Source organism: Bacillus sp. T-10(2022), from assembly GCF_056502895.1.
The window spans coordinates 3,711,310-3,736,111 of record NZ_CP113518.1 but is presented as its reverse complement, the minus strand read 5'-3'; the positions used below and the strand labels follow the sequence as shown (position 1 = coordinate 3,736,111).

The 24,802-nt window shown below is 43.0% G+C and carries 22 protein-coding genes; 20 read left to right on the top strand and 2 right to left on the bottom strand.

Annotation, left to right across the window (positions count from 1 at the left end; genetic code table 11):
* The first annotated feature begins 259 nt into the window (after nucleotides 1-259).
* The 14 genes from bcd to OSJ91_RS18140 all read left to right on the top strand — a co-directional run bounded on the left by bcd (nucleotide 260) and on the right by OSJ91_RS18140 (nucleotide 17,295).
* Nucleotides 260-1,357: a branched-chain amino acid dehydrogenase gene (bcd, locus tag OSJ91_RS18205; RefSeq protein WP_350299437.1), complete on the top strand. Its 1,098-nt coding sequence runs from the start codon at nucleotides 260-262 to the stop codon at nucleotides 1,355-1,357.
* A gap of 131 nt (nucleotides 1,358-1,488) precedes the next feature.
* Complete coding sequence (gene lpdA, locus OSJ91_RS18200) at nucleotides 1,489-2,910, top strand: dihydrolipoyl dehydrogenase (protein WP_485890186.1); 1,422 nt, start codon at nucleotides 1,489-1,491, stop codon at nucleotides 2,908-2,910.
* A 24-nt stretch (nucleotides 2,911-2,934) separates the two neighbouring features.
* Nucleotides 2,935-3,930 carry a thiamine pyrophosphate-dependent dehydrogenase E1 component subunit alpha gene (locus tag OSJ91_RS18195; protein ID WP_350302909.1) on the top strand — a complete coding sequence of 332 codons (996 nt, stop codon included), beginning with the start codon at nucleotides 2,935-2,937 and terminating at the stop codon, nucleotides 3,928-3,930.
* Between the two features lie 12 nt (nucleotides 3,931-3,942).
* Nucleotides 3,943-4,926: an alpha-ketoacid dehydrogenase subunit beta gene (locus OSJ91_RS18190; RefSeq protein ID WP_350299435.1), complete on the top strand. Its 984-nt coding sequence runs from the start codon at nucleotides 3,943-3,945 to the stop codon at nucleotides 4,924-4,926.
* A gap of 26 nt (nucleotides 4,927-4,952) precedes the next feature.
* Nucleotides 4,953-6,239, top strand: coding sequence for a dihydrolipoamide acetyltransferase family protein (locus OSJ91_RS18185; protein ID WP_485890185.1), 1,287 nt, complete (start codon nucleotides 4,953-4,955; stop codon nucleotides 6,237-6,239).
* Nucleotides 6,240-6,558: 319 nt separating this feature from the next.
* Entirely contained in the window at nucleotides 6,559-8,469 is a 1,911-nt protein-coding gene (locus tag OSJ91_RS18180) for a methylmalonyl-CoA mutase family protein (protein ID WP_485890184.1), read from the top strand.
* Nucleotide 8,470: 1 nt separating this feature from the next.
* Entirely contained in the window at nucleotides 8,471-10,663 is a 2,193-nt protein-coding gene (gene scpA / locus OSJ91_RS18175) for a methylmalonyl-CoA mutase (protein WP_485890183.1), read from the top strand.
* Complete coding sequence (meaB, locus tag OSJ91_RS18170) at nucleotides 10,663-11,790, top strand: methylmalonyl Co-A mutase-associated GTPase MeaB (protein ID WP_485890182.1); 1,128 nt, start codon at nucleotides 10,663-10,665, stop codon at nucleotides 11,788-11,790. Before scpA ends, meaB begins: the two co-directional genes overlap by 1 nt.
* Before the next feature lie 210 nt (nucleotides 11,791-12,000).
* Nucleotides 12,001-12,438, top strand: coding sequence for a BrxA/BrxB family bacilliredoxin (locus OSJ91_RS18165; protein WP_034308239.1), 438 nt, complete (start codon nucleotides 12,001-12,003; stop codon nucleotides 12,436-12,438).
* An 831-nt stretch (nucleotides 12,439-13,269) separates the two neighbouring features.
* Nucleotides 13,270-14,073 carry a transporter substrate-binding domain-containing protein gene (locus OSJ91_RS18160; RefSeq protein ID WP_413020380.1) on the top strand — a complete coding sequence of 268 codons (804 nt, stop codon included), beginning with the start codon at nucleotides 13,270-13,272 and terminating at the stop codon, nucleotides 14,071-14,073.
* Nucleotides 14,074-14,194: 121 nt separating this feature from the next.
* Nucleotides 14,195-14,854, top strand: coding sequence for an amino acid ABC transporter permease (locus OSJ91_RS18155; RefSeq protein WP_034311315.1), 660 nt, complete (start codon nucleotides 14,195-14,197; stop codon nucleotides 14,852-14,854).
* Nucleotides 14,847-15,569: an amino acid ABC transporter ATP-binding protein gene (locus OSJ91_RS18150; RefSeq protein WP_350299428.1), complete on the top strand. Its 723-nt coding sequence runs from the start codon at nucleotides 14,847-14,849 to the stop codon at nucleotides 15,567-15,569. The genes OSJ91_RS18155 and OSJ91_RS18150 overlap by 8 nt, the downstream gene beginning before the upstream one ends.
* Nucleotides 15,570-15,759: 190 nt before the next feature.
* On the top strand, nucleotides 15,760-16,749 hold the full coding sequence (locus tag OSJ91_RS18145) for an aromatic acid exporter family protein (RefSeq protein ID WP_350299427.1): 990 nt from the start codon (nucleotides 15,760-15,762) through the stop codon (nucleotides 16,747-16,749).
* Between the two features lie 30 nt (nucleotides 16,750-16,779).
* The gene (locus OSJ91_RS18140; RefSeq protein WP_350299426.1) at nucleotides 16,780-17,295 is read left to right on the top strand and encodes a L,D-transpeptidase; all 516 of its coding nucleotides are present in this window, start codon (nucleotides 16,780-16,782) and stop codon (nucleotides 17,293-17,295) included.
* Nucleotides 17,296-17,337: 42 nt separating this feature from the next.
* Here OSJ91_RS18140 and prli42 read toward each other — a convergent pair whose 3' ends face one another.
* Entirely contained in the window at nucleotides 17,338-17,433 is a 96-nt protein-coding gene (gene prli42 / locus OSJ91_RS18135; protein ID WP_155726463.1) for a stressosome-associated protein Prli42, read from the bottom strand.
* A gap of 167 nt (nucleotides 17,434-17,600) precedes the next feature.
* On the opposite strand from prli42, the gene mce reads away from it, so the two are divergent.
* From mce to gndA, 5 genes are all read left to right on the top strand, one after another.
* The gene (gene mce / locus OSJ91_RS18130; RefSeq protein ID WP_034308227.1) at nucleotides 17,601-18,026 is read left to right on the top strand and encodes a methylmalonyl-CoA epimerase; all 426 of its coding nucleotides are present in this window, start codon (nucleotides 17,601-17,603) and stop codon (nucleotides 18,024-18,026) included.
* Complete coding sequence (locus OSJ91_RS18125) at nucleotides 18,023-19,573, top strand: acyl-CoA carboxylase subunit beta (protein ID WP_230176990.1); 1,551 nt, start codon at nucleotides 18,023-18,025, stop codon at nucleotides 19,571-19,573. The genes mce and OSJ91_RS18125 overlap by 4 nt, the downstream gene beginning before the upstream one ends.
* Nucleotides 19,574-19,804: 231 nt before the next feature.
* Nucleotides 19,805-20,926 (top strand): tripeptidase T, encoded by a 1,122-nt coding sequence (locus OSJ91_RS18120; RefSeq protein ID WP_101222503.1) that lies wholly within the window; start codon nucleotides 19,805-19,807, stop codon nucleotides 20,924-20,926.
* A 380-nt stretch (nucleotides 20,927-21,306) separates the two neighbouring features.
* Nucleotides 21,307-22,581: a DNA polymerase IV gene (locus OSJ91_RS18115; protein WP_350299425.1), complete on the top strand. Its 1,275-nt coding sequence runs from the start codon at nucleotides 21,307-21,309 to the stop codon at nucleotides 22,579-22,581.
* A gap of 42 nt (nucleotides 22,582-22,623) precedes the next feature.
* Nucleotides 22,624-24,036 (top strand): NADP-dependent phosphogluconate dehydrogenase, encoded by a 1,413-nt coding sequence (gndA, locus tag OSJ91_RS18110; RefSeq protein ID WP_350299424.1) that lies wholly within the window; start codon nucleotides 22,624-22,626, stop codon nucleotides 24,034-24,036.
* A 94-nt stretch (nucleotides 24,037-24,130) separates the two neighbouring features.
* Here the strand turns inward: gndA and OSJ91_RS18105 are convergent, their stop codons facing one another.
* Nucleotides 24,131-24,304, bottom strand: coding sequence for a hypothetical protein (locus OSJ91_RS18105; protein WP_034308217.1), 174 nt, complete (start codon nucleotides 24,302-24,304; stop codon nucleotides 24,131-24,133).
* Between the two features lie 305 nt (nucleotides 24,305-24,609).
* Here OSJ91_RS18105 and OSJ91_RS18100 point away from each other — a divergent pair, with 305 nt between their 5' ends.
* Nucleotides 24,610-24,771, top strand: a complete 162-nt coding sequence (locus OSJ91_RS18100) for a hypothetical protein (protein WP_350299423.1) — start codon at nucleotides 24,610-24,612, stop codon at nucleotides 24,769-24,771.
* Nucleotides 24,772-24,802 lie beyond the last annotated feature (31 nt).

Sequence of the window (24,802 nt, the reverse complement as noted above, 5' to 3'; positions counted from 1 at the left end):
TGTTATAGGCTATAGTTGCCCAACATATTAACCAGCATCTCCTTTTTTTGGATAAAAACGCTCTCATTATGTATTTTATTGGCATGTTATTTGCATATTTAAAGGTGCATGGGTTTTTCAAGGGAACCATTCCCCATAGGGAAAATATCATGTGAGTAGCGGATTTTATTTAAAATGAACGTAGGAACAAGTAAGAATGAGGAGAAATTCAGTTTTCTCATCTCTGACATGTATTAAAACATCTAGGGAGGATTCCTTTATGGAAATTTTTAAATATCTTGAGAAGTATGATTACGAGCAACTGCTATTCTGTCAGGACAAACAATCGGGTTTGAAAGCGATTATTGCCATTCATGATACAACATTAGGGCCTGCGCTTGGAGGCACAAGGATGTGGACGTATGCATCTGAAGAAGATGCCATTGAAGATGCCTTAAGGCTTTCGAGAGGAATGACATATAAGAACGCCGCTGCCGGCTTGAATTTAGGCGGGGGGAAGACTGTCATCATCGGCGATCCGCGTAAGGATAAAAATGAAGAGATGTTCCGTGCATTCGGAAGGTATATCCAAGGGCTGAATGGCCGTTATATAACAGCTGAAGATGTAGGTACAACGGTTGAGGATATGGATCTCATTCATGAGGAGACGGATTTTGTCACTGGGATTTCCCCTGCATTCGGTTCTTCGGGTAATCCTTCCCCTGTTACTGCATATGGGGTATACCGAGGTATGAAAGCTGCTGCAAAAGAGGCATTCGGAACTGATTCTTTAGAAGGCAAGGTAATTGCAGTCCAAGGCGTCGGGAATGTTTCTTATAACTTATGCCGTCACCTTCATGAGGAAGGCGCCAAGCTAATCGTTACGGATATCAATAAAGAAAGCGTGGCCCGTGCGGTTGAATCCTTTGGGGCGACCGCAGTGAATCCTGATGAAATTTATGGAGTCGACTGTGATATCTATGCACCTTGTGCATTAGGGGCTGTCATAAATGATCATACAATCAATCAAATCAAGGCGAAGGTCATTGCAGGTGCGGCAAATAATCAATTAAAGGAACCTGTTCATGGCGATCAAATTCATGAAAAGGGTATTATATACGCTCCTGATTATGTAATTAATGCAGGTGGAGTCATAAACGTGGCCGATGAGCTTTTAGGGTATAATCGGGAAAGAGCCCTTAAGAAAGTGGAAACGGTTTATGATACAATTGAAAGAGTCATCGAGATTGCAAAACGTGATCAAATCCCAACTTATAAAGCGGCGGATAGGATGGCAGAGGAGAGAATTGCTCGCATGAGAAATTCAAGAAGCCAATTCTTGCAAAATGAAAAACATATCTTGAATGGAAGAAAATGAATGTAATTGTACAAGATCTAGATTCCTGTGTTTTTTTAAATAAACACAGGAATTTTCAACATGGATAACGTAATAAACATAAGGCAAGTAAAAATGATGACAATAGTATGTATTTGTGAGGAGGAGCGGTTTTGGCTGAAGAATTTGACCTCGTTATCCTCGGCGGAGGAACAGGCGGGTATGTGGCAGCGATAAGGGCTGCTCAATTAGGATTGAAAACGGCTGTCGTGGAGAAAGGCAAGCTCGGCGGAACGTGTCTACATAAAGGCTGTATCCCTTCAAAAGCACTTTTAAGGAGTGCAGAAGTTTATCAGACTGCAGTGAAAAGTGAGGAATTCGGTGTTGTTACCGGGGATGTAAAGGTAGATTTCCTTAAGGTGCAAGAAAGAAAGAATAAAGTGGTCGATCAACTCTATAAAGGTGTCCAGCACTTGATGAAACAAGGAAAGATAACGGTTTATGAAGGGTTAGGACGTATACTTGGTCCTTCTATATTTTCACCGATGCCTGGGACAATTTCCGTGGAAATGAATGATGGCAGTGAAAATGAAATGCTCATTCCTCAGAATGTCATCATTGCCACCGGTTCGCGTCCGAGGACACTGCCCGGTTTGGCGATTGATGGGGAAATTGTGCTTACATCGGATGAAGCTCTAAAGCTTGAGAGCCTGCCAAAATCAATGATTATTGTAGGCGGTGGAGTTATCGGCATTGAATGGGCTTCGATGCTCAATGATTTTGGTGTGGAAGTGACAGTACTTGAATATGCAGATAGAATCATCCCGACTGAAGACCAGGATATTTCAAGTGAAATGCTTCGTCTCCTAACGAAAAAAGGCGTCAAGTTCGTTACAGGTGCCAAGGTATTGCCTGAAACCCTGAAAACGGATGCTTCAGTATCCATTTCTGCTGAAGTCAAAGGTTCGGTAGAGGAATTCACTGCTGAAAAAATGCTTGTTTCCGTAGGCAGATCAGCAAATGTTGAAGGGATCGGCCTTGAAAATACGGAAATTGTGAAAGAAAAAGGTTTTATTGAAACCAATGACTTCTTCCAAACGAAGGAATCACATATCTATGCAATCGGTGACTGTATCGGCGGTCTGCAATTGGCTCACGTTGCCTCCCATGAAGGTATTATGGCCGTTGAACATATCGCAGGCCAAAAACCGGAACGGCTGGATTATTCGCTCATTTCAAAATGTGTGTATTCAAGCCCTGAAGCTGCAAGTGTCGGCTTGACTGAAGAACAGGCAAACAAGGAAGGCTATGACCTTAAAATTGGGAAATTCCCATTCCGTGCAGTTGGCAAGGCCCTTGTTTTCGGGGAAGCGGATGGTTTTGTCAAAATCATCGCCGATAAGAAAACGGATGATATACTGGGCGTTCATATGATCGGACCACATGTTACGGATATGATTTCAGAAGCGGGACTTGCAAAAGTGCTTGATGCAACACCTTGGGAGATAGGCAAGACAATTCATCCGCACCCAAGTCTTTCTGAAGCAATCGGAGAGGCGGCGCTTGCTGTCGATGGACGTGCCATTCATTCATAAAGAATAAGGTCAGGAGGTTTTATGATGGTAGAAAAACGTCATGAACAATTAGGCTTAAATGAGGAAACGGTTTTAGATATGTACCGGACAATGCTTTTGTCCCGCAGAATTGATGAGCGCATGTGGCTTTTAAACCGATCCGGGAAAATTCCCTTCGTGATTTCCTGCCAGGGGCAAGAAGCGGCACAGGTTGGGGCAGCGTTTGCGCTTGATCGGCAAAAGGATTATGTACTGCCTTATTATCGGGATGTCGGTGTGGTACTAACATTCGGAATGACCGCAAAAGACTTGATGCTTTCCGGTTTCGCAAAAGAGGAAGATCCCAATTCCGGCGGGCGCCAAATGCCTGGTCATTTCGGTCAAAAGAAAAATAGGATCGTCACTGGATCATCGCCTGTAACGACACAGGTCCCGCATGCTGTTGGAATTGCCCTTGCAGGGAAGATGGAAGGTAAGGATTTGGTAACATTCGTAACGTTTGGGGAAGGTTCATCCAATCAGGGCGATTTTCATGAAGGGGCCAACTTTGCAGGTGTGCACAAGCTACCGGTCATTTTCATGTGTGAAAATAATAAATATGCGATTTCAGTTCCTATTGAGAAACAGCTATCGTGTGAAAATGTTTCCGACAGGGCGATTGGCTATGGGATGCCTGGAATAACGGTGGATGGCAATGATCCATTGGAAGTGTATGCAGCGGTGAAAGAAGCGGCTGACCGTGCACGAAGGGGAGAAGGCCCTACACTGGTGGAAACCGTTTCATACAGGCTCACGCCTCATTCAAGTGATGATGATGACCGAAGCTACCGGACTGCGGACGAAGTGGCCGAAGCCAAAACGAAGGACTCGATAATGACATTTGGAGCGTATTTAAAAGAAGTGGGAATCTTGGATGATGACCTTGAGAAACAAATGAATGATGAAGTCATGAAGATAGTCAACGAAGCAACCGATTATGCTGAAAATGCTCCATATCCGAAGGCTGAAAGTGCTATGAATCATGTGTATGCACAAAAGTAAGGGGGTAATAGAATGCCAGTGATTTCATATATAGATGCCGTGACAATGGCAATGAGGGAAGAGATGGAACGCGATTCCCGTGTATTCGTATTGGGTGAGGACGTAGGAAAAAAAGGTGGGGTCTTTAAAGCCACTAATGGTTTATACGACCAATTCGGTGAAGCCAGGGTCATCGATACCCCGCTCGCTGAATCTGCAATTGCAGGAGTGGGAATTGGAGCCGCCATGTATGGGCTTCGGCCGATTGCTGAGATGCAATTCGCTGATTTCATCATGCCTGCCATTAACCAAATCGTTTCAGAGGCAGCTAAAATTAGATATCGTTCCAATAATGACTGGAGCTGTCCTATGGTAATCCGTGCACCATATGGCGGAGGGATTCATGGAGCTCTTTATCATTCACAATCGGTTGAAGCAATCTTTGCCAATCAGCCGGGCTTGAAAATTGTGATGCCTTCCACTCCATATGATGTAAAGGGTTTGCTTAAAGCTGCCATTCGCGATGAAGACCCAGTGCTTTTCTTTGAACATAAACGGGCATACCGCTTGATCAAGGGTGAGGTACCTACTGAAGATTATGTACTTCCCATCGGTAAGGCGGATGTGAAAAGGGAAGGGGAAGACATTACTGTCATCTCCTATGGCCTTTGTGTGCATTTTGCCCTTCAGGCAGCAGAAAAATTAGCTGCAGATGGAATTTCTGCACATGTTCTTGACTTGCGTACAGTCTATCCTTTGGATAAGGATGCCATCATAGAAGCAGCATCTAAAACGGGGAAAGTACTACTGGTTACGGAAGATAATAAAGAAGGAAGCATCATGAGTGAGGTCGCAGCCATCATTGCCGAGCATTGCCTTTTTGATTTGGATGCCCCTGTAAAACGATTGGCCGGACCTGATGTACCTGCCATGCCATATGCGCCTACGATGGAAAAACATTTTATGGTGAATCCTGATAAAGTGGAAAGAGCAATGAGGGAATTGGCCGAGTATTAATGACTGTTAAGAAGGAGGAACGAATAATGGCTATGGAATTAATGAAGATGCCTCAACTAGGCGAAAGTGTCACAGAGGGAACCATCAGTAAATGGCTAGTGAAGCCTGGGGATCATGTCACGAAATACGACCCGCTAGCTGAAGTGATGACGGATAAAGTAAATGCTGAGGTTCCTTCTTCCTTCACCGGCATCATCAAGGAATTGAAAGCGGATGAAAATCAAACATTGGCAGTCGGGGAAGTTATTTGCTCGATTGAAGTTGAAACGGCAAAGACGGATAACGAAAATGCTGGGCAAGCTGTTTCACATAGTGAGGAAAATGTTGATGCACCTGTTACAAGAGAAGTGCAGCAAGCTGCCGAACCATCAAGGAAAGCTCGCTATTCGCCTGCCGTGTTAAAACTTTCTCAGGAGCATGGAATCGATCTTTCAAAAGTTAAAGGAACGGGGAATGAGGGACGGATCACTCGCAAGGATTTACTGAAACTTGTTGAATCAGGAAATCTTCCTAAGGCGGATGAGCCTTCCGTGATATCCGATTCGGCTCCAAAAGAGACCGCACCTCAAGTTAGTCGTCAAACGAGTCCAGTAACAAACGTGCCGACTGCTGCTGGTGACAAGGAAATACCTGTTACCGGAATCCGTAAGGCAATTGCGTCCAATATGTTGAAAAGTAAGCACGAAATCCCGCATGCTTGGACGATGGTGGAAGTTGACGCAAGCAATATGGTGAAGTTGCGTGATAATCTAAAATCCGACTTTAAACAAAAAGAAGGCTATAATTTAACGTACTTTGCCTTTTTCGTAAAAGCGGTTGCTCAAGCCCTTACGGAATTTCCAGAGCTCAATTCGATGTGGGCTGGCGAAAAAATCATACAAAAGAAAGAAATCAATATATCGATAGCCGTTGCAACTGAAGATGCCCTATTTGTACCGGTCATTAAAAATGCAGATGAAAAATCAATCAAAGGTATAGCAAGGGAGATACAGGAACTCGCATCCAAAGTGAAGTCGGGTAAGTTAAAAGCAGAGGATATGCAAGGTGGTACGTTCACTGTTAATAACACTGGCTCATTCGGCTCTGTCCAGTCCATGGGAATCATCAATTATCCACAGGCGGCCATTTTACAAGTTGAAACGATTGTAAAACGCCCAGTGGTCATAAATGACATGATTGCAGTACGAGATATGGTGAATCTCTGTTTATCACTTGATCATCGTGTTTTGGATGGACTGGTATGCGGACGATTCCTCGCGAGGGTTAAAGAAATCATCGAAAAGATTTCCAAAGATAACACTCCCATATACTAAAGTGAAGAAAAGGAAGGCCGGAAGGTCCTTCCTTTTTTTTGTACTTCACTTTTCCGTAGAAAAACATCGACAAAAAATTTATTTTTGCTATTATTTTATTAAGAGCTGTTCTAATACAGATCAGGGGCTGTACTTGATTTATAAAGAGGCGAAATAGGCTAGTGTTTTCCCATATAACAGATTTGCTAATTTCTATTGTCTTAAATTTCAAGAAAAATATGGTAGAATGTTAGTATAATCCAGATTAAATTGACGGGAGGGTGGTTTTCTTATCCAAAACTGACTGAGCGTTCGTTCTCCCAATGAAGGGACAGGGCGTATGAGGCGGCAAAAGATAAGAAAGCGATTACAGATGGAACTGAAAGATGTAAAAAACATAACCTTTCCTAAGCCTTCTTTTGAAGAGTGGAAAGAAGCTGCAGAAGCAAGTTTAAAAGGGAAAAGTGTAGAAAAGCTAAAAACGAATACATATGAGGGCATCACTTTATATCCGCTCTATACAGAAAAGGCGGAATCAACGGAAAAAGTAGCTGAATTGCCAGGATTCTTCCCTTTCACCCGAGGAACGTCCCCAACGGGCTATCATGAAAAACCTTGGCTTGTCGTTCAACCTGTAAGCGGTATCACGGCTGAAGAAGCAAATGAAAAGATGAAGGCTTCATTCAAGCGCGGTCAAAATGTCGCGGCATACCCTGCACGATTGCTTGCCGAGGGAGCAAGGGCTGAAAAATTGTTTAAGGATATCCCATTAAAGGAAATCCCGGTTTTCATTGACCTTAAGGGGAAACAAAAAGGATTATTCCCTCAATTCAAAGCGGTTGCCGAAGCACAAAATACCCAATTGACAGGCGTTATTGCTGAAGATCCCATTGCAGAATGGCTCATTTGCGGTCAGCTGCCAGAAGATACGGATATCTATTTTGCAGACTGGCTGAAGACGATCCAAGATTATCAGAAGGTAGGAAGGGATTTAAAAACAGTTTTGATTAATACGGCAGTCTACCATAATGGAGGAGCCAATGCCGTACAAGAAATAGCTTACGGATTAGCGGCAGCCGTCCAATATCTATTGGAAGGGCAAAAGCAAGGGCTTTCTATTGCTTCGGTTTCCGAAAAAATAGTATTCTCTTTTGCTGTGGATTCAAATTACTTCATGTCCATCGCTAAGCTACGGGCTGCAAGAAGACTTTGGGCAGGTCTTGCAGAAGCTTTCGATACAGCATCGGACCATTTTAGAATGGCGATACATGCCGTTACTTCCGAGTTGACAGAAACGCTATATGATCAGCACGTCAATATTCTTCGGACAACAAACCAAGCTTTCGCTGCAGCTATTGGAGGCATTCAATATCTTCAAATTCATCCATTCACACACGCAACTGGTGAAACCGATGATTTCTCAGAAAGAATTGCCCGTAATACTCACTTGATTTTAAAAGAAGAAACAAATATCACAACAGTGGTCGATCCTGCTGGCGGTTCATGGTATGTTGAGCAACTAACGGATGAATTGGCTGAAAAGGCTTGGGCGAAATTCCTTGAAATCGATGCAGCTGGAGGGATTCTTGAGCTAATTAAACAAGGCACCCTTCAGAAGGAAATAGCTGAAGTTTACCAAGAAAAAGTTGAAAATGCGGCTTTCAGAAAAGAAAGTATCATCGGAACTAATGTATATCCGAATCCGGCTGATAAGATTAAAACCACGACACAGGATATCCATGTGTCTTATATGAAAGTTGAGAAGCCGGTTGGCATTGCCCCACTTGACTTGGATCGGGTATCCATTCAATTCGAACAGTTAAGACTACGCAGTGAAAAGTATAAAGAAATAAGTGGTACGGCTCCAACTATTGGTTTAATTAATTTGAAAAATCTTAAATCCTATAAACCTCGTGCAGATTTCGTTACAAGCCTTGCTGCAGCAGGTGGTATTGAAACAACCGGAAGCAAGGGGTGTCAAACCGTCGAGGAAGCAGTCGATTATGTAGCTGCGACCAAGCTCCCTATCTATTGTGTTTGCGGCAGTGACGGTGACTATTCGGAATTAGCGCCAATCACCATAAAAGAAATTAAAAAGCAATTCCCTGAAATCACTATTTATAGTGCAGGCAAGCAGCAAGAAGAATTTGAGATTACACTAAGTGAAGCCGGAGTCAAAGATTTTATCCATGTCAAAACGAATGCAATAGCCATTTTATCGGAATTATTGCAGAAGCTGGGGGTGAACTGAAATGAAAAAACCGAATTTTTCTGCTATAAATCCTGCTAAGTCTGAGATTAAAGGTACGGTGGAAGCATGGAAAAAGGAAGCCGAAAAAGCCGTTGGGAAAAACATTGAGGATCTTTTGTTTGAAACCAATGAACAAATAAAAATCAAACCGCTTTATATTGAGGAAGATAATCGTGACTTGGAGCATATGGAAAGTGTGCCAGGCATCGCTCCTTTTACAAGAGGGCCCTATCCTTCGATGTATGTCAATCGTCCTTGGACGGTACGTCAGTATGCAGGTTTTTCGACTGCTGAGGAATCCAATGCGTTTTACAGACGTAACCTGGCGATGGGGCAAAAAGGGCTCTCAGTTGCCTTTGATTTAGCTACACACCGCGGTTATGACTCCGATCATCCACGCGTTGTCGGTGATGTGGGGAAGGCGGGAGTTGCCATTGATTCCATTCTTGACATGAAAATCCTGTTCGACGGCATTCCGCTTGATCAAATGTCCGTGTCAATGACGATGAACGGCGCAGTATTACCCATCCTTGCATTTTATATCGTGACAGCTGAAGAACAAGGCGTAACACAGGATAAGCTTTCAGGAACGATTCAAAATGACATCTTAAAGGAATACATGGTTCGGAATACGTATATCTACCCACCTGAAATGTCCATGAAAATCATAGCTGATATATTTGAGTATACATCCAAATATATGCCCAAGTTCAATTCCATTTCCATCTCCGGTTATCATCTGCAAGAAGCGGGGGCGCCGGCTGATATCGAACTTGCCTATACGTTGGCGGATGGGCTTGAGTATGCACGTACCGGAATGAAAGCAGGTATTGATATCGATAAATTCGCACCGCGCCTGTCATTCTTCTGGGCTGTAGGAATGAACTATTTCATGGAAGTGTCGAAAATGCGGGCGGCTCGTTTCATTTGGTCAAAACTGATGAAACAATTCAAGCCGAAAAATAATAAAGCGATGGCATTGAGAACCCATTCCCAAACCTCCGGCTGGAGCCTCTCCGAGCAGGATCCGTTTAACAATGTCGCAAGGACCCTTATTGAAGCGCATGCCGCTGCACTTGGACATACACAATCCCTGCATACGAACGCATTGGATGAGGCCATTGCCCTGCCAACGGATTTCTCGGCACGCATTGCACGTAACACACAGCTATATCTGCAGGAGGAAACGGGGATCACAAAAGTAATCGATCCATGGGCTGGTTCATACTATGTAGAATCACTCACAAATGAATTAATCGAACGGGCTTGGGCTCACATAGAAGAAATCGAAGGCCTTGGCGGAATGGCGAAGGCTATTGAAACCGGCCTTCCAAAAATGAGGATCGAGGAAGCCGCTGCAAAGCGTCAGGCTAAAATCGATTCTCAAGATGAAACGATCGTAGGCGTAAATAAGTATCGTTTGAAAAAAGAAGATCCGATTGAAATACTGGAGATTGATAATACAGCAGTTCGCGAAAGTCAGCTTAAGCGTTTGAGCGAATTAAAAGCGAAACGTGATCAGGAAAAGGTGGATGAAGCTCTTCAAGCGCTATCCATGGCTGCCAGAACTGGCGAAGGTAACCTTCTTGAACTGGCTGTGCAAGCTGCAAGAGTACGGGCTTCATTAGGTGAAATCTCCGATGCGATCGAAGAGGTTGCTGGACGTCACAAAGCAACAATTCGTTCTATCAGCGGTGTATACAGCTCGGCATACTCAAAAGAAGCGGAAATTGAGGAAGTCGTCCGCATGACGGAAGAGTTCCTTGAAAATGAAGGAAGAAGACCGCGTTTGTTAATGGCTAAAATGGGCCAGGACGGTCATGATCGCGGAGCTAAAGTAGTCGGAACGGGGTTTGCGGATTTGGGCTATGATGTCGATATCGGTCCATTATTCCAAACGCCGAAAGAAACCGCCATCCAGGCCGTGGAAAATGATGTGCATGTAGTCGGAATGAGTTCGCTTGCTGCCGGCCATAAAACATTGTTGCCGCAGCTTATGACGGAACTGAAGAACTTGGGCCGAGATGACATCATAGTGATCGTAGGCGGCGTCATCCCTGCGCAGGATTATGATTACCTAATGGAAAATGGCGCTACAGCCATTTTTGGACCTGGTACGGTCATTCCGCAGGCAGCAAAGAAAGTGCTTCAGGAAATATACAAGCGCCTCGGATATGAGGAAGTGGCTCAATAATGAGTGAAGACAAGAAGCCCGAATGGGTCGATCATAACAATCAGGAAGGTTTTGCTACTTCTTTAAAGCCAGGTGTGGAATTAGCAGCAAGCCAAAACAAACCTTCAAAAAGCAAATTCGTCAAAAAACATAATGTAAACATACCGGTCCATGAACTTAAAGAGGGAATCATAAAAGGGGACAGGGCCAAGCTAGCTAAAGGGATTACATTGGTTGAAAGCAATGCATCTCACCATTTGGATCATGCACAGGAATTATTGCATAGCATCCTTCCTCATACAGGGAACTCGATGCGCATCGGGATTTCCGGAGTGCCCGGTGCCGGGAAAAGTACCTTCATCGAGACGTTTGGAACCTACTTATGTGACAGGGGCCATAAGGTTGCCGTTCTAGCCGTCGATCCAAGCTCTTCGATCAATGGCGGAAGTATACTAGGCGATAAGACAAGGATGGAGGAGCTGGCAAGAAACCCTCATGCCTTCATAAGACCCTCTCCATCCGAAGGCACTCTAGGAGGAGTTCACCGCAAAACGAGGGAAACGATGTTGCTTTGTGAAGCAGCAGGATTTGATGTGATACTGATTGAAACTGTCGGTGTCGGTCAGAGTGAAGCTATAGTTCGAAGTATGGTCGACTTCTTCATGCTCCTTGTCCTTACAGGTGCCGGAGATGAGTTACAAGGGATGAAAAAAGGGATTCTGGAACTTGTGGACGGAATTGTGGTCAATAAAGCCGACGGAGAGAACATTCCGCTGGCAATTAGGACGAAGTCAGAATATAGCAGAATCTTGCACTTCCTTCAGCCAGCAACAAAGGGATGGGCAGGAAAGGCATATACTTGTTCAGGCATAACCGGTAAAGGAATTCCTGAGCTTTGGGGTGTAATGAATGAATTTACCGATTTGACCAAGGAATCGGGTGTTTTTCAAGAACGGAGAAGAATGCAATCCAAGGAATGGCTTTATTCATTGATGGATCACCAACTTAAAACGATGTTTTATAAAAATGAAACCGTCAAAAGTCTTCTCCCAATCCTCGAGAATCAAGTGATGTCAGGGAATAAAACGGTCACTGCTGCTGTTAAGCAGGCCTTTCAATCTTTTACCGATACATTTAAGTCAAATTAAAAAGAAATGGGATGGGGCAGGCGTGGATTGTCTCCCACGCCTGCCCCATCCTTTTGTAAGTCTTGTTGTTACACACATGATTCCCGCTTACCTTTCGTTTTAAACGTGTTCGGAAATGGTTTATGCAGTTTTGACAGGTAAATATATTGAATCACGAAGTGGCAATTGTTATGATAGAATTGAAGAGAAAACTTGGAAGGAGCACATGCCATGAATATGGATTTTAATTTTTTAATGAACGACGTAGTCAAACAGGCTCGCGATGAGATAAAGACTGCTGGATATACAGAATTGACTACTCCCGAGGAAGTAGAGGAAGTATTTGCACAAAAAGGAACGACACTTGTTATGGTCAACTCCGTTTGTGGCTGCGCCGGGGGAATAGCTAGACCTGCAGCGGCACATGCAATCCATAATGATAAACGCCCAGATCAGCTTGTAACCGTTTTTGCTGGGCAAGATAAAGAAGCGACGGAGAAAGCCCGTGATTATTTCGAAGGATATCCGCCGTCATCCCCATCATTTGCATTGCTGAAGGATGGAAAAATCATCACGATGATAGAGCGCCATGAAATTGAAGGACACCACCCGATGTCTGTAGTAGAAAAATTACAAGACTACTTCGATCAATATTGCGAAGAAGTGTAAACCATAGCTATAACCTAAAAACCCGCCCAATCGGCGGGTTTTAGTTTGTCGACAAAAAGAGGTTCGGAATGGTCTCATCCTGAACATGATCTTAAAACAAGGCTAGATTATCATAGGTGGTTATTACTTTAATCCATATTGGATTGCAGAGATTACGACACTCCTCCCGGATAATTGGCTTTTAAGCCCCTGTAGGTGCTTGCTTTAATGGGGCTTTGGCAGACAGTCGGCGGAAAGGGAGCAGGATCTCTGAAATCAACTGGAATGTAATTTTAAGAAAAAAACTGTAGGCTGGACATCCCGAACCAAATTAAGAACAGGTGATCCTTGATTGTTTTTTTACAGTAATCCTTAATGGATGGAAGAAATTTGCGACACTCCTGCCGAGTAACTGGCTAGCCGAGACCCCACAGGCGCTTGCGCTGAGGAGGCTTGGCAGACAGTCGGCGGAAAGGGAGCGGATTTCTGGAATCAACAGAAATCCTTTTTTAGAAAAAAACTATATGAAAACTGGCTTTTGTTCGAATTTGTCTACAGTCTTAACCCGCCCAATCAGCGGCTTTTCATTCATGAAATTGCATAAGTCAGGAACTTTTGGGAAAGAAGATAGATATGGAAGCAGATATATTACCTTTGGTGAGAAAGCGCCAAGCCTAGATGTGAAATTATAATAATATTCTGAAAAATGAATCTATTGTTTACGTTATTGAATAATTATTAGAGTGTGTTAAAATACACATTAGTGTATGAATATTAGTTATTCGAAATTTAACTAACCTAATTTAATAACAAGAGAATTGAAAATATCATTTTGGAGGAATAATAATGAAGTTGAAAAAGCAGTTAGCATTGTTGCTTACTTCTGTTTTATTAGTAGGTATTTTAGCGGCATGCGGAACATCAGAGAAAGAAGATAAGAACACAGCTGACAAAGAAGACAAAAAGGTCCTGGTAATGGGAACATCTGCGGATTACCCGCCATTTGAATTTGTTGAAACATCTAAAAGTGATGAAATCCAAGGATTTGACATTGATATCGCTAAAGCAATCGGAAAAAAATTAGGTTATGAGGTCCAAGTGAAGGACATTGACTTTAATAGTCTTGTGCCTGCTCTGGAAAATAAATCGGTCGATTTCGTTATCTCTGGAATGACTCCAACAGAAAAACGTGAGCAATCAGTCGATTTCAGTGATATTTACTATACAGCTAAAAACATGATCATCACGACAAAGGACAGTAAAATTAAAACTGTTGAAGATTTAAAAGGGAAAACGGTAGGCGTACAGCTTGCATCCATTCAGGAGACATTGGCAAATGACTTGAATAAATCCCAAGATATCGGGATGAAAGTTGAAAAAAGGAATCGTATTCCTGAGGTTGTTCAAGAAATGTCAACAGGACGTTTTGACGCCGTGATCATGGAAGATACTGTGGCAAAAGGCTACTTGAAAGATAATAAAGAATTGGTGGGGCATTTGATCGAGTCCGGTGAACAAGATGCCGGTTCGGCAATCGCTTTCCAAAAAGGAAGCAAGTTAACTGAAGAATTCAATGCCGAGTTGAAAAAAATGTTAGAGAATGGTGAAATGGAAAAATTAATATTAAAATGGTTCGGTGGCAGTGAAACTGAATAAAACAGAGAGATGAAAAGCGTTCAGAATGCCTTCTGAACGTTTTTCCGCGCTTTATTGTTAATAAAATGAAGCAGGAGGAAGGCCCTAAGATAACGGGCCTTCATAAGAGAGGATGAATGGAGTGAATCTGGAATTTGAAAGGATTATGCCTTCCCTTCCATATATCCTGGAGGGAATACCGACTACATTAAAGGTTGTAGCGGTAGCGGCAGTAATCGGATTTGTTTTGGGAATATTATTATCTATACTTAAAATCAGCAGAATCAAGCCATTGAATTGGATTGCTGACTTTTATACATCCATTTTTCGCGGTACCCCTTTGGTGCTGCAATTAATGCTGATTTATTTTGGTTCACCACAAATATTAGGGATTCAAATCGAAGCGTTCCAAGCAGCATTTTTAGCATTCGGGCTAAATTCAGCGGCCTATATCTCTGAAATTATCAGGGGAGGCATTTTAGCGGTCGATAAAGGCCAACGAGAGGCTGCACTTGCACTTGGGGTTCCCTATTCAGGGATGATGCTTAATATTATCCTTCCGCAGGCCATCAAGAATATCCTGCCATCCCTTGTAAACGAATTGATTTCCTTAACGAAGGAATCAGCCGTTGTCACAATTATTGGATTAGGGGATATCATGCGCCGTGCTTATATTGTCGGCGGTGAGACATATAAATTCTTCGAGCCGATTTTATTTGCCGGTCTCATTTATTATGTGATGGTCATGATTCTCACCATCTTAGGCAAAGTGATTGAAAGGAGAATGAGACGCAGTGATTAAAATTGATGGACTCAAAAAAAATTATGGTAAGCTCGAGGTTTTAAAAGGAATCAGCACCGAGATAGGACAGGGTGAAGTGTTAGCGATCATCGGTCCATCCGGTTCGGGAAAATCAACTTTCTTGCGCTGCATCAATATGCTGGAAACTCCAACTGATGGTCAAATCAGGTTCAAAGATCAAATCATCACTGAAAAAAAGACCAATATCATGAAAGTGCGTGAAAATGTCGGAATGGTATTTCAACATTTTCATTTATTTCCACATAAAACCGTACTGGAGAATCTGATATATGCACCTATGAAGGTGAAAAAATTATCAAAGGCCGAGGCTGTAAAACAAGCTCGTGAGCTCTTGACTAAAGTCGGTTTGGCCGATAAAGAATCGACTTATCCGAATCGTCTGTCAGGCGGACAAAAACAAAGGGTCGCGATTGCACGGGCGTTGGCAATGAACCCGGAAGTAATGCTTTTCGATGAGCCGACTTCAGCGCTTGATCCCGAGATGGTAAAAGAAGTGCTCGAGGTTATGAAGTCACTGGCACATACGGGGATGACCATGCTGATCGTAACGCATGAAATGGGATTCGCCAAAGAAGTGGCCGATCGAGTACTATTCCTGGACGGGGGTCTGCTCGTTGAGGAAAGTGCTCCGGAAGAATTCTTTTCCAATCCGAAAAGCCAGCGTGCAAAAGACTTCTTGGAAAAAGTTTTATAAGCTAAAGCAAATAGTATATAATTGTGAAAAAAGGTAACGTTTAGTTACCTTTTTTATTTTTTTCCTATAATGTATTTTTGTGTGCATGTATTTAGAAAAATTGGAAAATTAACGCACAAAGGACTGTAAAAATATCTGATTTCCTGATAGTATTATAATAGATAGAGAAAGAGCCAGGTGATACATAACAATGTTTAAAATCGGATACAGGACGATTAAAACTGCTTTGGGGGCCACCCTGGCAATTATTATTGCACAAATGCTTAATCTCGAATATTTCTCTGCCGCGGGAATCATTGCGATCTTATGCATCCAAGTTACAAAAAAGAAGTCGGTGTATGCCTCCTGGCACCGGTTTTTAGCTTGTTTGATCGCAATGGCCTATGCATCCCTATTATTTCAGTTCATCGCATTTCATCCGCTGATAATAGGTTTGATCCTCTTGATTTTCATTCCAACGACAGTTGCCTTGAAGATTAATGAGGGGATCGTGACGAGCAGCGTCATCATCATGCACCTATACGGGTCGGGTGACATCACTTTTTCCCTGCTGATCAATGAAACGATATTAATTGCAGTTGGAGTTGGAGTGGCACTTGTCATGAATCTGTACATGCCCAGTGTCGATGACAAACTGCTGGCCTATCAGGAAAGTATCGAAACGAACTTCAGTGCGATCTTGATGGGAATTGTCCGCTATTTGAGGGATAATGATCACACATGGGATGGTAAGGAAATCACCGAAACAGCCAATCTTCTTAATCAAGCCAAGAGCCTTGCCTTCAGGGACGTGGAAAATCATTTTTTAAGGGAAGAAGACCTGTATTACCATTATTTCAAAATGCGTGAAAAGCAATTTGAAATAATTGAACGAATTCTTCCCCTGGTCACGAATATTCCTTTGGTCGTCAAGCAAAGCGGGATAGTGGCTGATTTTATAGAAGATTTGGCAGAAAACGTCCACCCACAAAATACGGCCATCCTTTATCTGAAGAAGCTTGAGGAAATGGAGATTCATTTTAGGGGAATGGCACTGCCGCAGACACGTGAAGAGTTCGAATCCAGGGCTGCATTACTGCAGCTCATGAAGGAAATGGAGCGCTATTTATTGTTGAAGCATTCCTTCAAGGGATTACCCAAGCTGACCGGCAACCGAATGAAAAAGAGGCACTTGGCTTAAACTAAGCAAAAAAGTAAAGGGATGATACAAATGAAATGGATCCTTTCTTTGTTGCTTATGCTATCTTTGTGGCCGTTACAGGTACAGGCCCAGCCTCAATCGGTCAAACCTGGCGATCCGTTTATCATCATCAATAAAGCCAACAATAAATTGGCTTTCATAGATGATAACGAGGTCAAGGAAATTCTGCCGGTCGGTACGGGAAAGAGTCAGGAACTGACACCTGAAGGGATATTCACGGTCAAAGTAAAAGCGGTCAATCCATATTACCGGAAAAAGAATATTCCTGGCGGCGATCCCAGGAACCCTTTGGGGTCGCGGTGGATTGGATTCGATGCGCGAAATACCGATGGGAGGATATACGGCATACATGGTACGAATCAGCCATCATCGATTGGTAAATATATTTCAAATGGCTGTGTCCGGATGCTTAAATCCGATGTGGAGCGTTTGTACGAAAAAGTCCCCATCGGCACTAAGGTGTTGATCACCCTATCGAACGAGGATTTCAAAACGCTGGCAAAGAAAAACGGAGCGATAAAATAAAGAGAGGGAAGCTTTTTGCTCCCCTCCCCGATACGGTGTCTATTACAAAAGAAATGCGATACCTGATAATAAGCTTGTTAATAACATTGAGATAAGCATCAAATACACGACGATCTTTCTGATTTTCTTGTTTCCCATATGCTCTCTCCCTTAATACAGTTTGATTGATTTTATTTTAACTTGAACATTTAGTAGAAACAAGTAAAAGTATAATGTTCATATTATTCCGAATCTTAAAAGGCTTTAATGCAAGATTAGTAGTATTTTAATGGAGTCATCCAATAATACATAGCATGGGGGTTTTGATGATGATTAAAAATATCGATCATATCGGTATTGCCGTCAAGTCACTAGATGAAGCCTTGCCGCTTTATACGGAAACGTTGAAATTGAAACTTGAAGGAATCGAGACAGTGGAGAGCCAAGGAGTGAAAGTGGCCTTCATCCTGGCAGGCAATACCCGTTTGGAATTGTTGGAAGCGTTGTCACCTGCAAGCCCAATCGCCAAATTCATCGAAAAACGCGGTGAAGGGATTCATCATGTGGCACTTGGCGTCGATGACATCGAAGATAGAATAAAAGAAATCAAAGAAGCTGGATTGCGCATGATTGATGATTCATCAAGAAAGGGAGCGCACAATGCTGATGTTGCTTTCGTTCATCCGAAGTCTACCGCGGGAGTATTATATGAGCTATGTGAACAAGCATTATCAAAGGAGGAGCAGAAATGACAGACATTTATGATACGATCAATGACCTATATGACAGACGCCGCAAAGTGGAAATGGGCGGCGGTGAAGAAAGAATCGATAAGCAGCATGAAAAGGGCAAACTTACGGCAAGGGAAAGAATTGAACTTTTAGTTGATCCAGGTACTTTCATCGAGCTTAATCCTTTCATCAAACACCGTAATACCAATTTCGGCATGGAAAAGGAAGAAGGGCCGGGAGAAGGGGTTGTCACCGGTTACGGAAAGGTCAACGGCCGCGACATTTATCTGTTTTCACAGGATTTTACTGTTTTTGGCGGTGCACTCGGTGAAATGCATGCTCTGAAAATTGCCAATGTTATGGATTTGGCAGCGGAAAATGGAGCCCCTTTCATAGGTTTGAACGATTCTGGCGGGGCGCGTATTCAAGAAGGCGTAGTTTCGCTTGACGGATATGGCCAAATATTTTACCGGAATTCCATTTATTCAGGGGTCATTCCACAGATTTCGGTTATTATGGGACCTTGTGCTGGCGGAGCCGTATATTCCCCAGCCATAACCGACTTTGTCTTCATGGTTGAAAAAACGAGCCAAATGTTCATAACAGGTCCTAAAGTCATTGAAACGGTTACAGGTGAAAAGATTTCATCCGAAGGATTGGGCGGAGCGACTGTACATAATACCATAAGCGGTAATGCTCATTTCAAAGGAGCATCTGAGGAGCAAGTTTTGGCGGACGTTAGACGTCTCCTGAGCTATCTTCCACAAAATAATGAAGAGAAGCCGCCAGTTTTGGAAGCGGATGATGGAGATGACTACCGGCCGGACTTAACGGATGTAGTTCCTTATGAAGGGATCCGTCCATATGATGTTCGGAAAGTATTGGAGCAGGTTGTCGATGAGGATTCCTTTATGGAAGTTCAAGAGGGCTTTGCGAAAAACATAGTGGTCGGCTTGGCGCGGATCAAAGGGAAATCAGTGGGGCTTGTCTGTAACCAGCCAAAGGTGTTGGCAGGGGGACTTGATATAGATTCATCAGATAAGGCTGCCCGTTTTATTCGTTTCTGTGACTCGTTTAACATTCCGCTGATTACGTTTGAAGACGTTTCAGGGTTTTTCCCGGGCGTTAAACAAGAACATGGTGGGATCATTCGCCACGGTGCAAAGCTGCTATATGCTTATTCGGAAGCAACAGTACCAAAATTGACGATCATTCTGCGTAAAGCTTACGGAGGAGCTTACGTTGCTCTTAATAGTAAATCCATCGGTGCGGATCTTACGTTTGCATGGCCGAATGCTGAAATCGCGGTAATGGGTTCTGCTGGAGCGGCAAATATCATTTTTGCCCGTGAAATACAAAATAGCGAAGATCCGGAGGCGACACGTGCAGCTAAAATTGAAGAATACCGTGAGAAGTTCGCCAATCCTTATGTTGCCGCAAGTCTTGGAATGGTGGATGATGTTATTGATCCCCGTGAAACCAGGATTAAGATCATTCAATCTTTAGAAATGCTACGCAACAAAAAAGAAACTCGACCATGGAAAAAACACGGAAATATCCCGTTGTGATCAACATTGGAAGGAGCCCAAACTATTTGTTTTGGGCTCTTTTCCATACTGGCAAGATATCATTTTAAAGAAAACCATAATAAGTCATTATTCACCTTTTTAACAAGGCCTTCTGGCAGGGAAATGACCAGCATGCTTTTTCAGGCTGGGTTCTTCCTTTCACATTATTTGCCGGGGCGCGGCTTTTAGAAGTATAATTGAAGAGGAAAACTTTTTTGGAGGTTTTATTTTATGATTAATGAAGAACGTTTAGTTAATGAATTTATGGAATTGGTGCAGATTGATTCCGAAACAAAAAATGAAGCAGCCATCGCCAAAGTGCTGAAAGAAAAATTCGGGGCACTGGGTGTAGAAGTTTTTGAAGATGATACAACAGCAGTTACCGGTCATGGTGCAGGGAATTTAGTATGTACTTTAAAAGGAATGAAAGAAGGCGTAGATACCATTTATTTCACCTCCCATATGGATACGGTTGTTCCAGGGAACGGAATCAAGCCTTCCATCAAAGATGGATACATAGTGTCAGACGGAACGACCATTTTAGGGGCGGATGACAAAGCTGGATTAGCGGTCATGTTAGAAACGCTTAAAGTGTTGAAAGAACAGAATATCGAACATGGAACAATCGAATTCATCATAACAGTCGGTGAAGAATCTGGCTTGGTTGGTGCAAAGGCATTGGATCGCTCCCTTGTAACGGCTAAATTCGGTTTTGCACTTGATAGTGATGGAAAAGTGGGCAACGTGGTTGTTGCAGCACCTACTCAGGCGAAAGTGTCTGCAACCATTTTAGGCAAGACGGCTCACGCTGGTGTCGCGCCTGAGAAAGGCGTTTCAGCCATTACGATCGCTGCCAAAGCAATCTCTAGAATGCCATTAGGGAGAATCGACGAGGAAACGACAGCCAATATCGGACGTTTCCAGGGGGGACAGCAAACCAATATTGTTTGTGACCATGTGGAAATCCTTGCAGAAGCAAGATCCTTGATTCCTGAAAAAATGGAAATACAGGTAGCGAAAATGAAAGAGGCATTCGAGACTGCAGCCATTGAAATGGGCGGACGTGCTGAAGTTGAAGTTAACGTCATGTATCCTGGTTTTAAATATGGTGCTGGTGATCATGTAGTCGAAATCGCAAGAAAGGCAGCAGAGAAAATCGGCCGTCCATGCGAGCTGGTTAAAAGCGGCGGAGGAAGCGATGCGAATGTCATTGCAGGCTTTGGCATCCCTACTGTCAATCTAGCAGTGGGCTATGAAGATATCCATACTACGAATGAAAGAATTCCAGTTGAGGAATTAACGAAGCTAGCTGAAATGGTCGTCGCTATCATCAAAGAAGTATCAGGGGAATAACCACCTGTAATATGACGGGGTAATGTAGGAGTTTTCTGAGTATCGATAAAGGTGGTCGCATTTCTTGCGAAGGATGAGGAAGATGCCTTGTCGATTGAACTCGTGAAATCCTTGAGTTATACCTTTTGAACGGTGCCTTATTAAGCAATCGGTGTTGCCGTTTGATTACGACATTGATCAGCAAGTACTCGTATATATTTGGAAGGCGTTCAAAGTATTGAAGGAATACAGTCATCAATGACATGATGGCTGTTTTTCTTGGAGTGGAGCATCTTTCACCGAGGTTACCAAAGATAAATAGGGGTACCTTAATAGAAATGGTTTTTTATTGCCCCTATTATCCGGTGTTTTTTATTTTTACAAGGATGTGACGGTCAAACATGAAGGACATGTATCCCAAAAATGGCAGGGTCATTCTCCATGTAGACATGAATAGTTTTTATGCCTCAGTGGAAATGTCATATGATGTTTCATTGAAAGGCAAACCGCTGGCCATTGCGGGCAATGTTGAAGAGAGAAGGGGGATAATCGTCACCTGCAGCTATGAGGCGAGGAAGTTCGGGGTTAAAACGACCATGCCGATTTGGCAGGCAAAAAAACTATGTCCTCAATTAGTCATTCAGAAACCGAATTTCGAGCGCTATCGAAAGGCATCACTGGCTATTTTCGATGTATTGAGGCAATATACAGAGATGGTTGAACCGGTTTCGATAGATGAGGGGTATCTGGATATTAGTGAATGCGCCGAATTGGGTTCGCCTTTAGATATAGCCAATAGCATTCAGGAAAGAATTTTTAATACGATGGATCTCCCTTGCAGCATCGGGATTGCCCCTAATAAATTTTTGGCCAAAACTGCTTCTGATATGAAGAAGCCAATGGGAATCACCGTGTTAAGGAAACGGGACATTCCGGAAAAGCTCTGGCCTTTACAAGTTGGCGAAATGCACGGCATCGGGGATAAGACCTCGGAAAAGCTTCAAACTATCGGGATAAAGACGATCAGGGACCTTGCACACGCCAATGATAGTCAACTTAAACAGCTACTTGGGATCAATGGCATCCGTTTGAAGGATAGGGCTAATGGAATCGACCCAAGGGTAGTGGATCCTGAAGCGATTTTTGAGCATAAGAGCATTGGGAACTCGACAACTCTTCCGCATGACTCTGCCAATCAAAAAGAACTGATTGGTGTATTGGAAAAGCTTTCCGGTAAGGTAGCCGTCCGTTTGAGAAATAAACGCCTGCTTGGTCAAAAAATAGGTGTGACGATCCGTTACAAAGACCGCCGCACTATAACGAGAAGCAGAACGGTTCCTAATCCAGTTTTTGAAAAAAAGGATATTTTGGATGGAGCTATCGATCTATTCATGAAAAATTGGAATGGGGAAGGAATTAGGCTTCTTGGTGTCACTGCCTATGATGTCATCGAAAAAGAGTCGGCCTTCAAGCAACTGGATATTTTCTCCTTTCAAGAGGATGCAGAAAAAGAACCTCTGTATGAAGCGATGGAACACTTGCAAAATAAGTACGGAGAAAATATTATTAAAAAGGGATTACCCTTGAAAAATCGTTCAATTGGAACAGACACTAGCTTCAGTAAAGATTTCTTTGAGCCATCCAGGAGGAATGATCCTTCTTTTGACAAAGATTAGCGTACAAGCTGTGTAAAGATATAGAGAAGGGAAAGATGAATTATGACAAAACAGCAGATTGGCGTTATCGGACTAGCCGTAATGGGCAAGAACCTTGCTTTTAATATTGAAAGCAGGGGATATTCAATTTCCGTGTATAATCGCTCAGGATCAAAAACGGACGAAATGATGAAGGAAGCGGAAGGCAAAAACGTAACCGCCGCTTATACGCTTGAAGAATTCGTCAATTCTTTGGAAACCCCCCGCAAAATTTTATTGATGGTTAAAGCCGGAGCGGCAACGGATGCAACAATCGAGCAATTAAAACCGTTACTTGAAAAAGGTGATATCGTTATTGATGGAGGGAATACCTTCTTCAAGGACACTCAGCGCCGCAATGAGGAGTTAAGCAAGCTTGGCATCCATTTCATCGGTACAGGCGTGTCAGGAGGGGAAGAAGGAGCTCTGACAGGTCCATCCATCATGCCTGGAGGTCAAAAAGAAGCATATGAACTGGTTGCACCGATCTTGAAGGACATTTCAGCTAAGGTCGACGGGGATGCTTGCTGCACGTATATCGGACCGGATGGGGCAGGTCATTATGTTAAAATGGTACATAATGGTATTGAATACGGAGACATGCAATTGATTTCCGAATCTTATTTCCTTCTAAAAAATCTTCTTGGATTATCTGCAGAAGAATTCCATGAAGTCTTCTCTGAATGGAATGAAGGGGAACTTGATAGCTATTTAATTGAAATTACTGCTGATATTTTCAAAAAATATGATGAAGAAACCGGCAAGCCTATGGTCGATGTCATTTTAGATAAAGCTGGCCAAAAAGGTACTGGGAAGTGGACAAGTCAAAGTGCGCTTGATCTTGGTGTTCCGCTTCCAATCATTACGGAATCCGTATTCGCGCGGTTTATTTCAGCAATCAAGGACGAGCGTGTTGAAGCGAGTAAAATCCTTCGTGGGCCAAAAGCCGAATCATTTACAGGCGACAAAAAAGCTTTGATCGAAAGTATCCGTAAAGCACTTTATATGAGCAAAATCTGTTCTTATGCACAAGGATTTGCACAAATGAAAGCAGCATCAGAAGAAAATGACTGGAACTTGCAATATGGGGAAATCGCGATGATTTTCCGTGGCGGCTGTATCATCCGTGCACAATTCCTCCAAAAAATCAAGGAAGCGTACGATCGTGAAGCGAACTTGAACAACCTTCTTCTAGATCCTTACTTCCAAGGAATCGTCGAAAGCTATCAAGGAGCTTTGCGTGAGGTGGTATCAACGGCAGTGATGAATGGAATCCCGGTTCCTTGCTTGTCATCGGCACTTGCCTATTTCGACAGCTATCGTACAGAAACGCTGCCAGCTAACCTGATTCAAGCTCAGCGTGACTATTTTGGAGCTCATACTTACCAACGCATTGATAAAGAAGGAACGTTCCATACCGAATGGATGGAAAAATAAAAAGTTCAAGCCGGTTTAAAAGGGGAATCCCTTTTAAACCGGCTTTTTTGTTTCATCATGTAAAAAAGAGGGCGCTTGGCGCCCCTTTTTTTTACTATCTCCGATGCTCTACAAGGTCAATGACCCCTAATACAACATGTGCCAAACCGAAACCAAAAACCGTATTAGCTACCATTTTGTTTGAGCCCCGGGTCTGCTTCATTGCATAACCCGCAGCTGTCACGGCTGTGCCCAACGCAGTTGGAATTAATCCTTCACGAATGTCCATCGTTTAATCCCTCCACATCGAAGTTAGTGGTGCCGTCACTGGCGCCTTTTCTAGTGTAACCTTAGCAAGGACTTACCATTCTATTTCTACAAAGAGGTTGGAAGGGTAAAAATGGTAATGATGAACTAGTTGTAAATAGTTCCAATTAATTTACCTTTTTTAGGGGAAACATAGTATGATGTATGTCATTCATCCTTGCTTTTTAGGTTTAAACACCTGCGGAAAAAGGAATATAAACATTGAAAGAGATGGACGGACCGTAGGATACAGTAGGCAGATAGAAGAGAGAAGGAGCGGGTGACTTTATGTTCATCATCTGGTGGGCTGTAGCCATATTTTTATTTTTCATCGCCTTAGAATTCGGTGTTTCATTTTGGCTCAATTCGGAAGTAAAGGAAGAAATGTCTAAGCCCAAGGAAATGTATCATATTATCCGTGATAAATTGCTGAGGAAGAGTGTTTCATGAATGAAAAAAGGGATGCAGATTCAAAACTGCG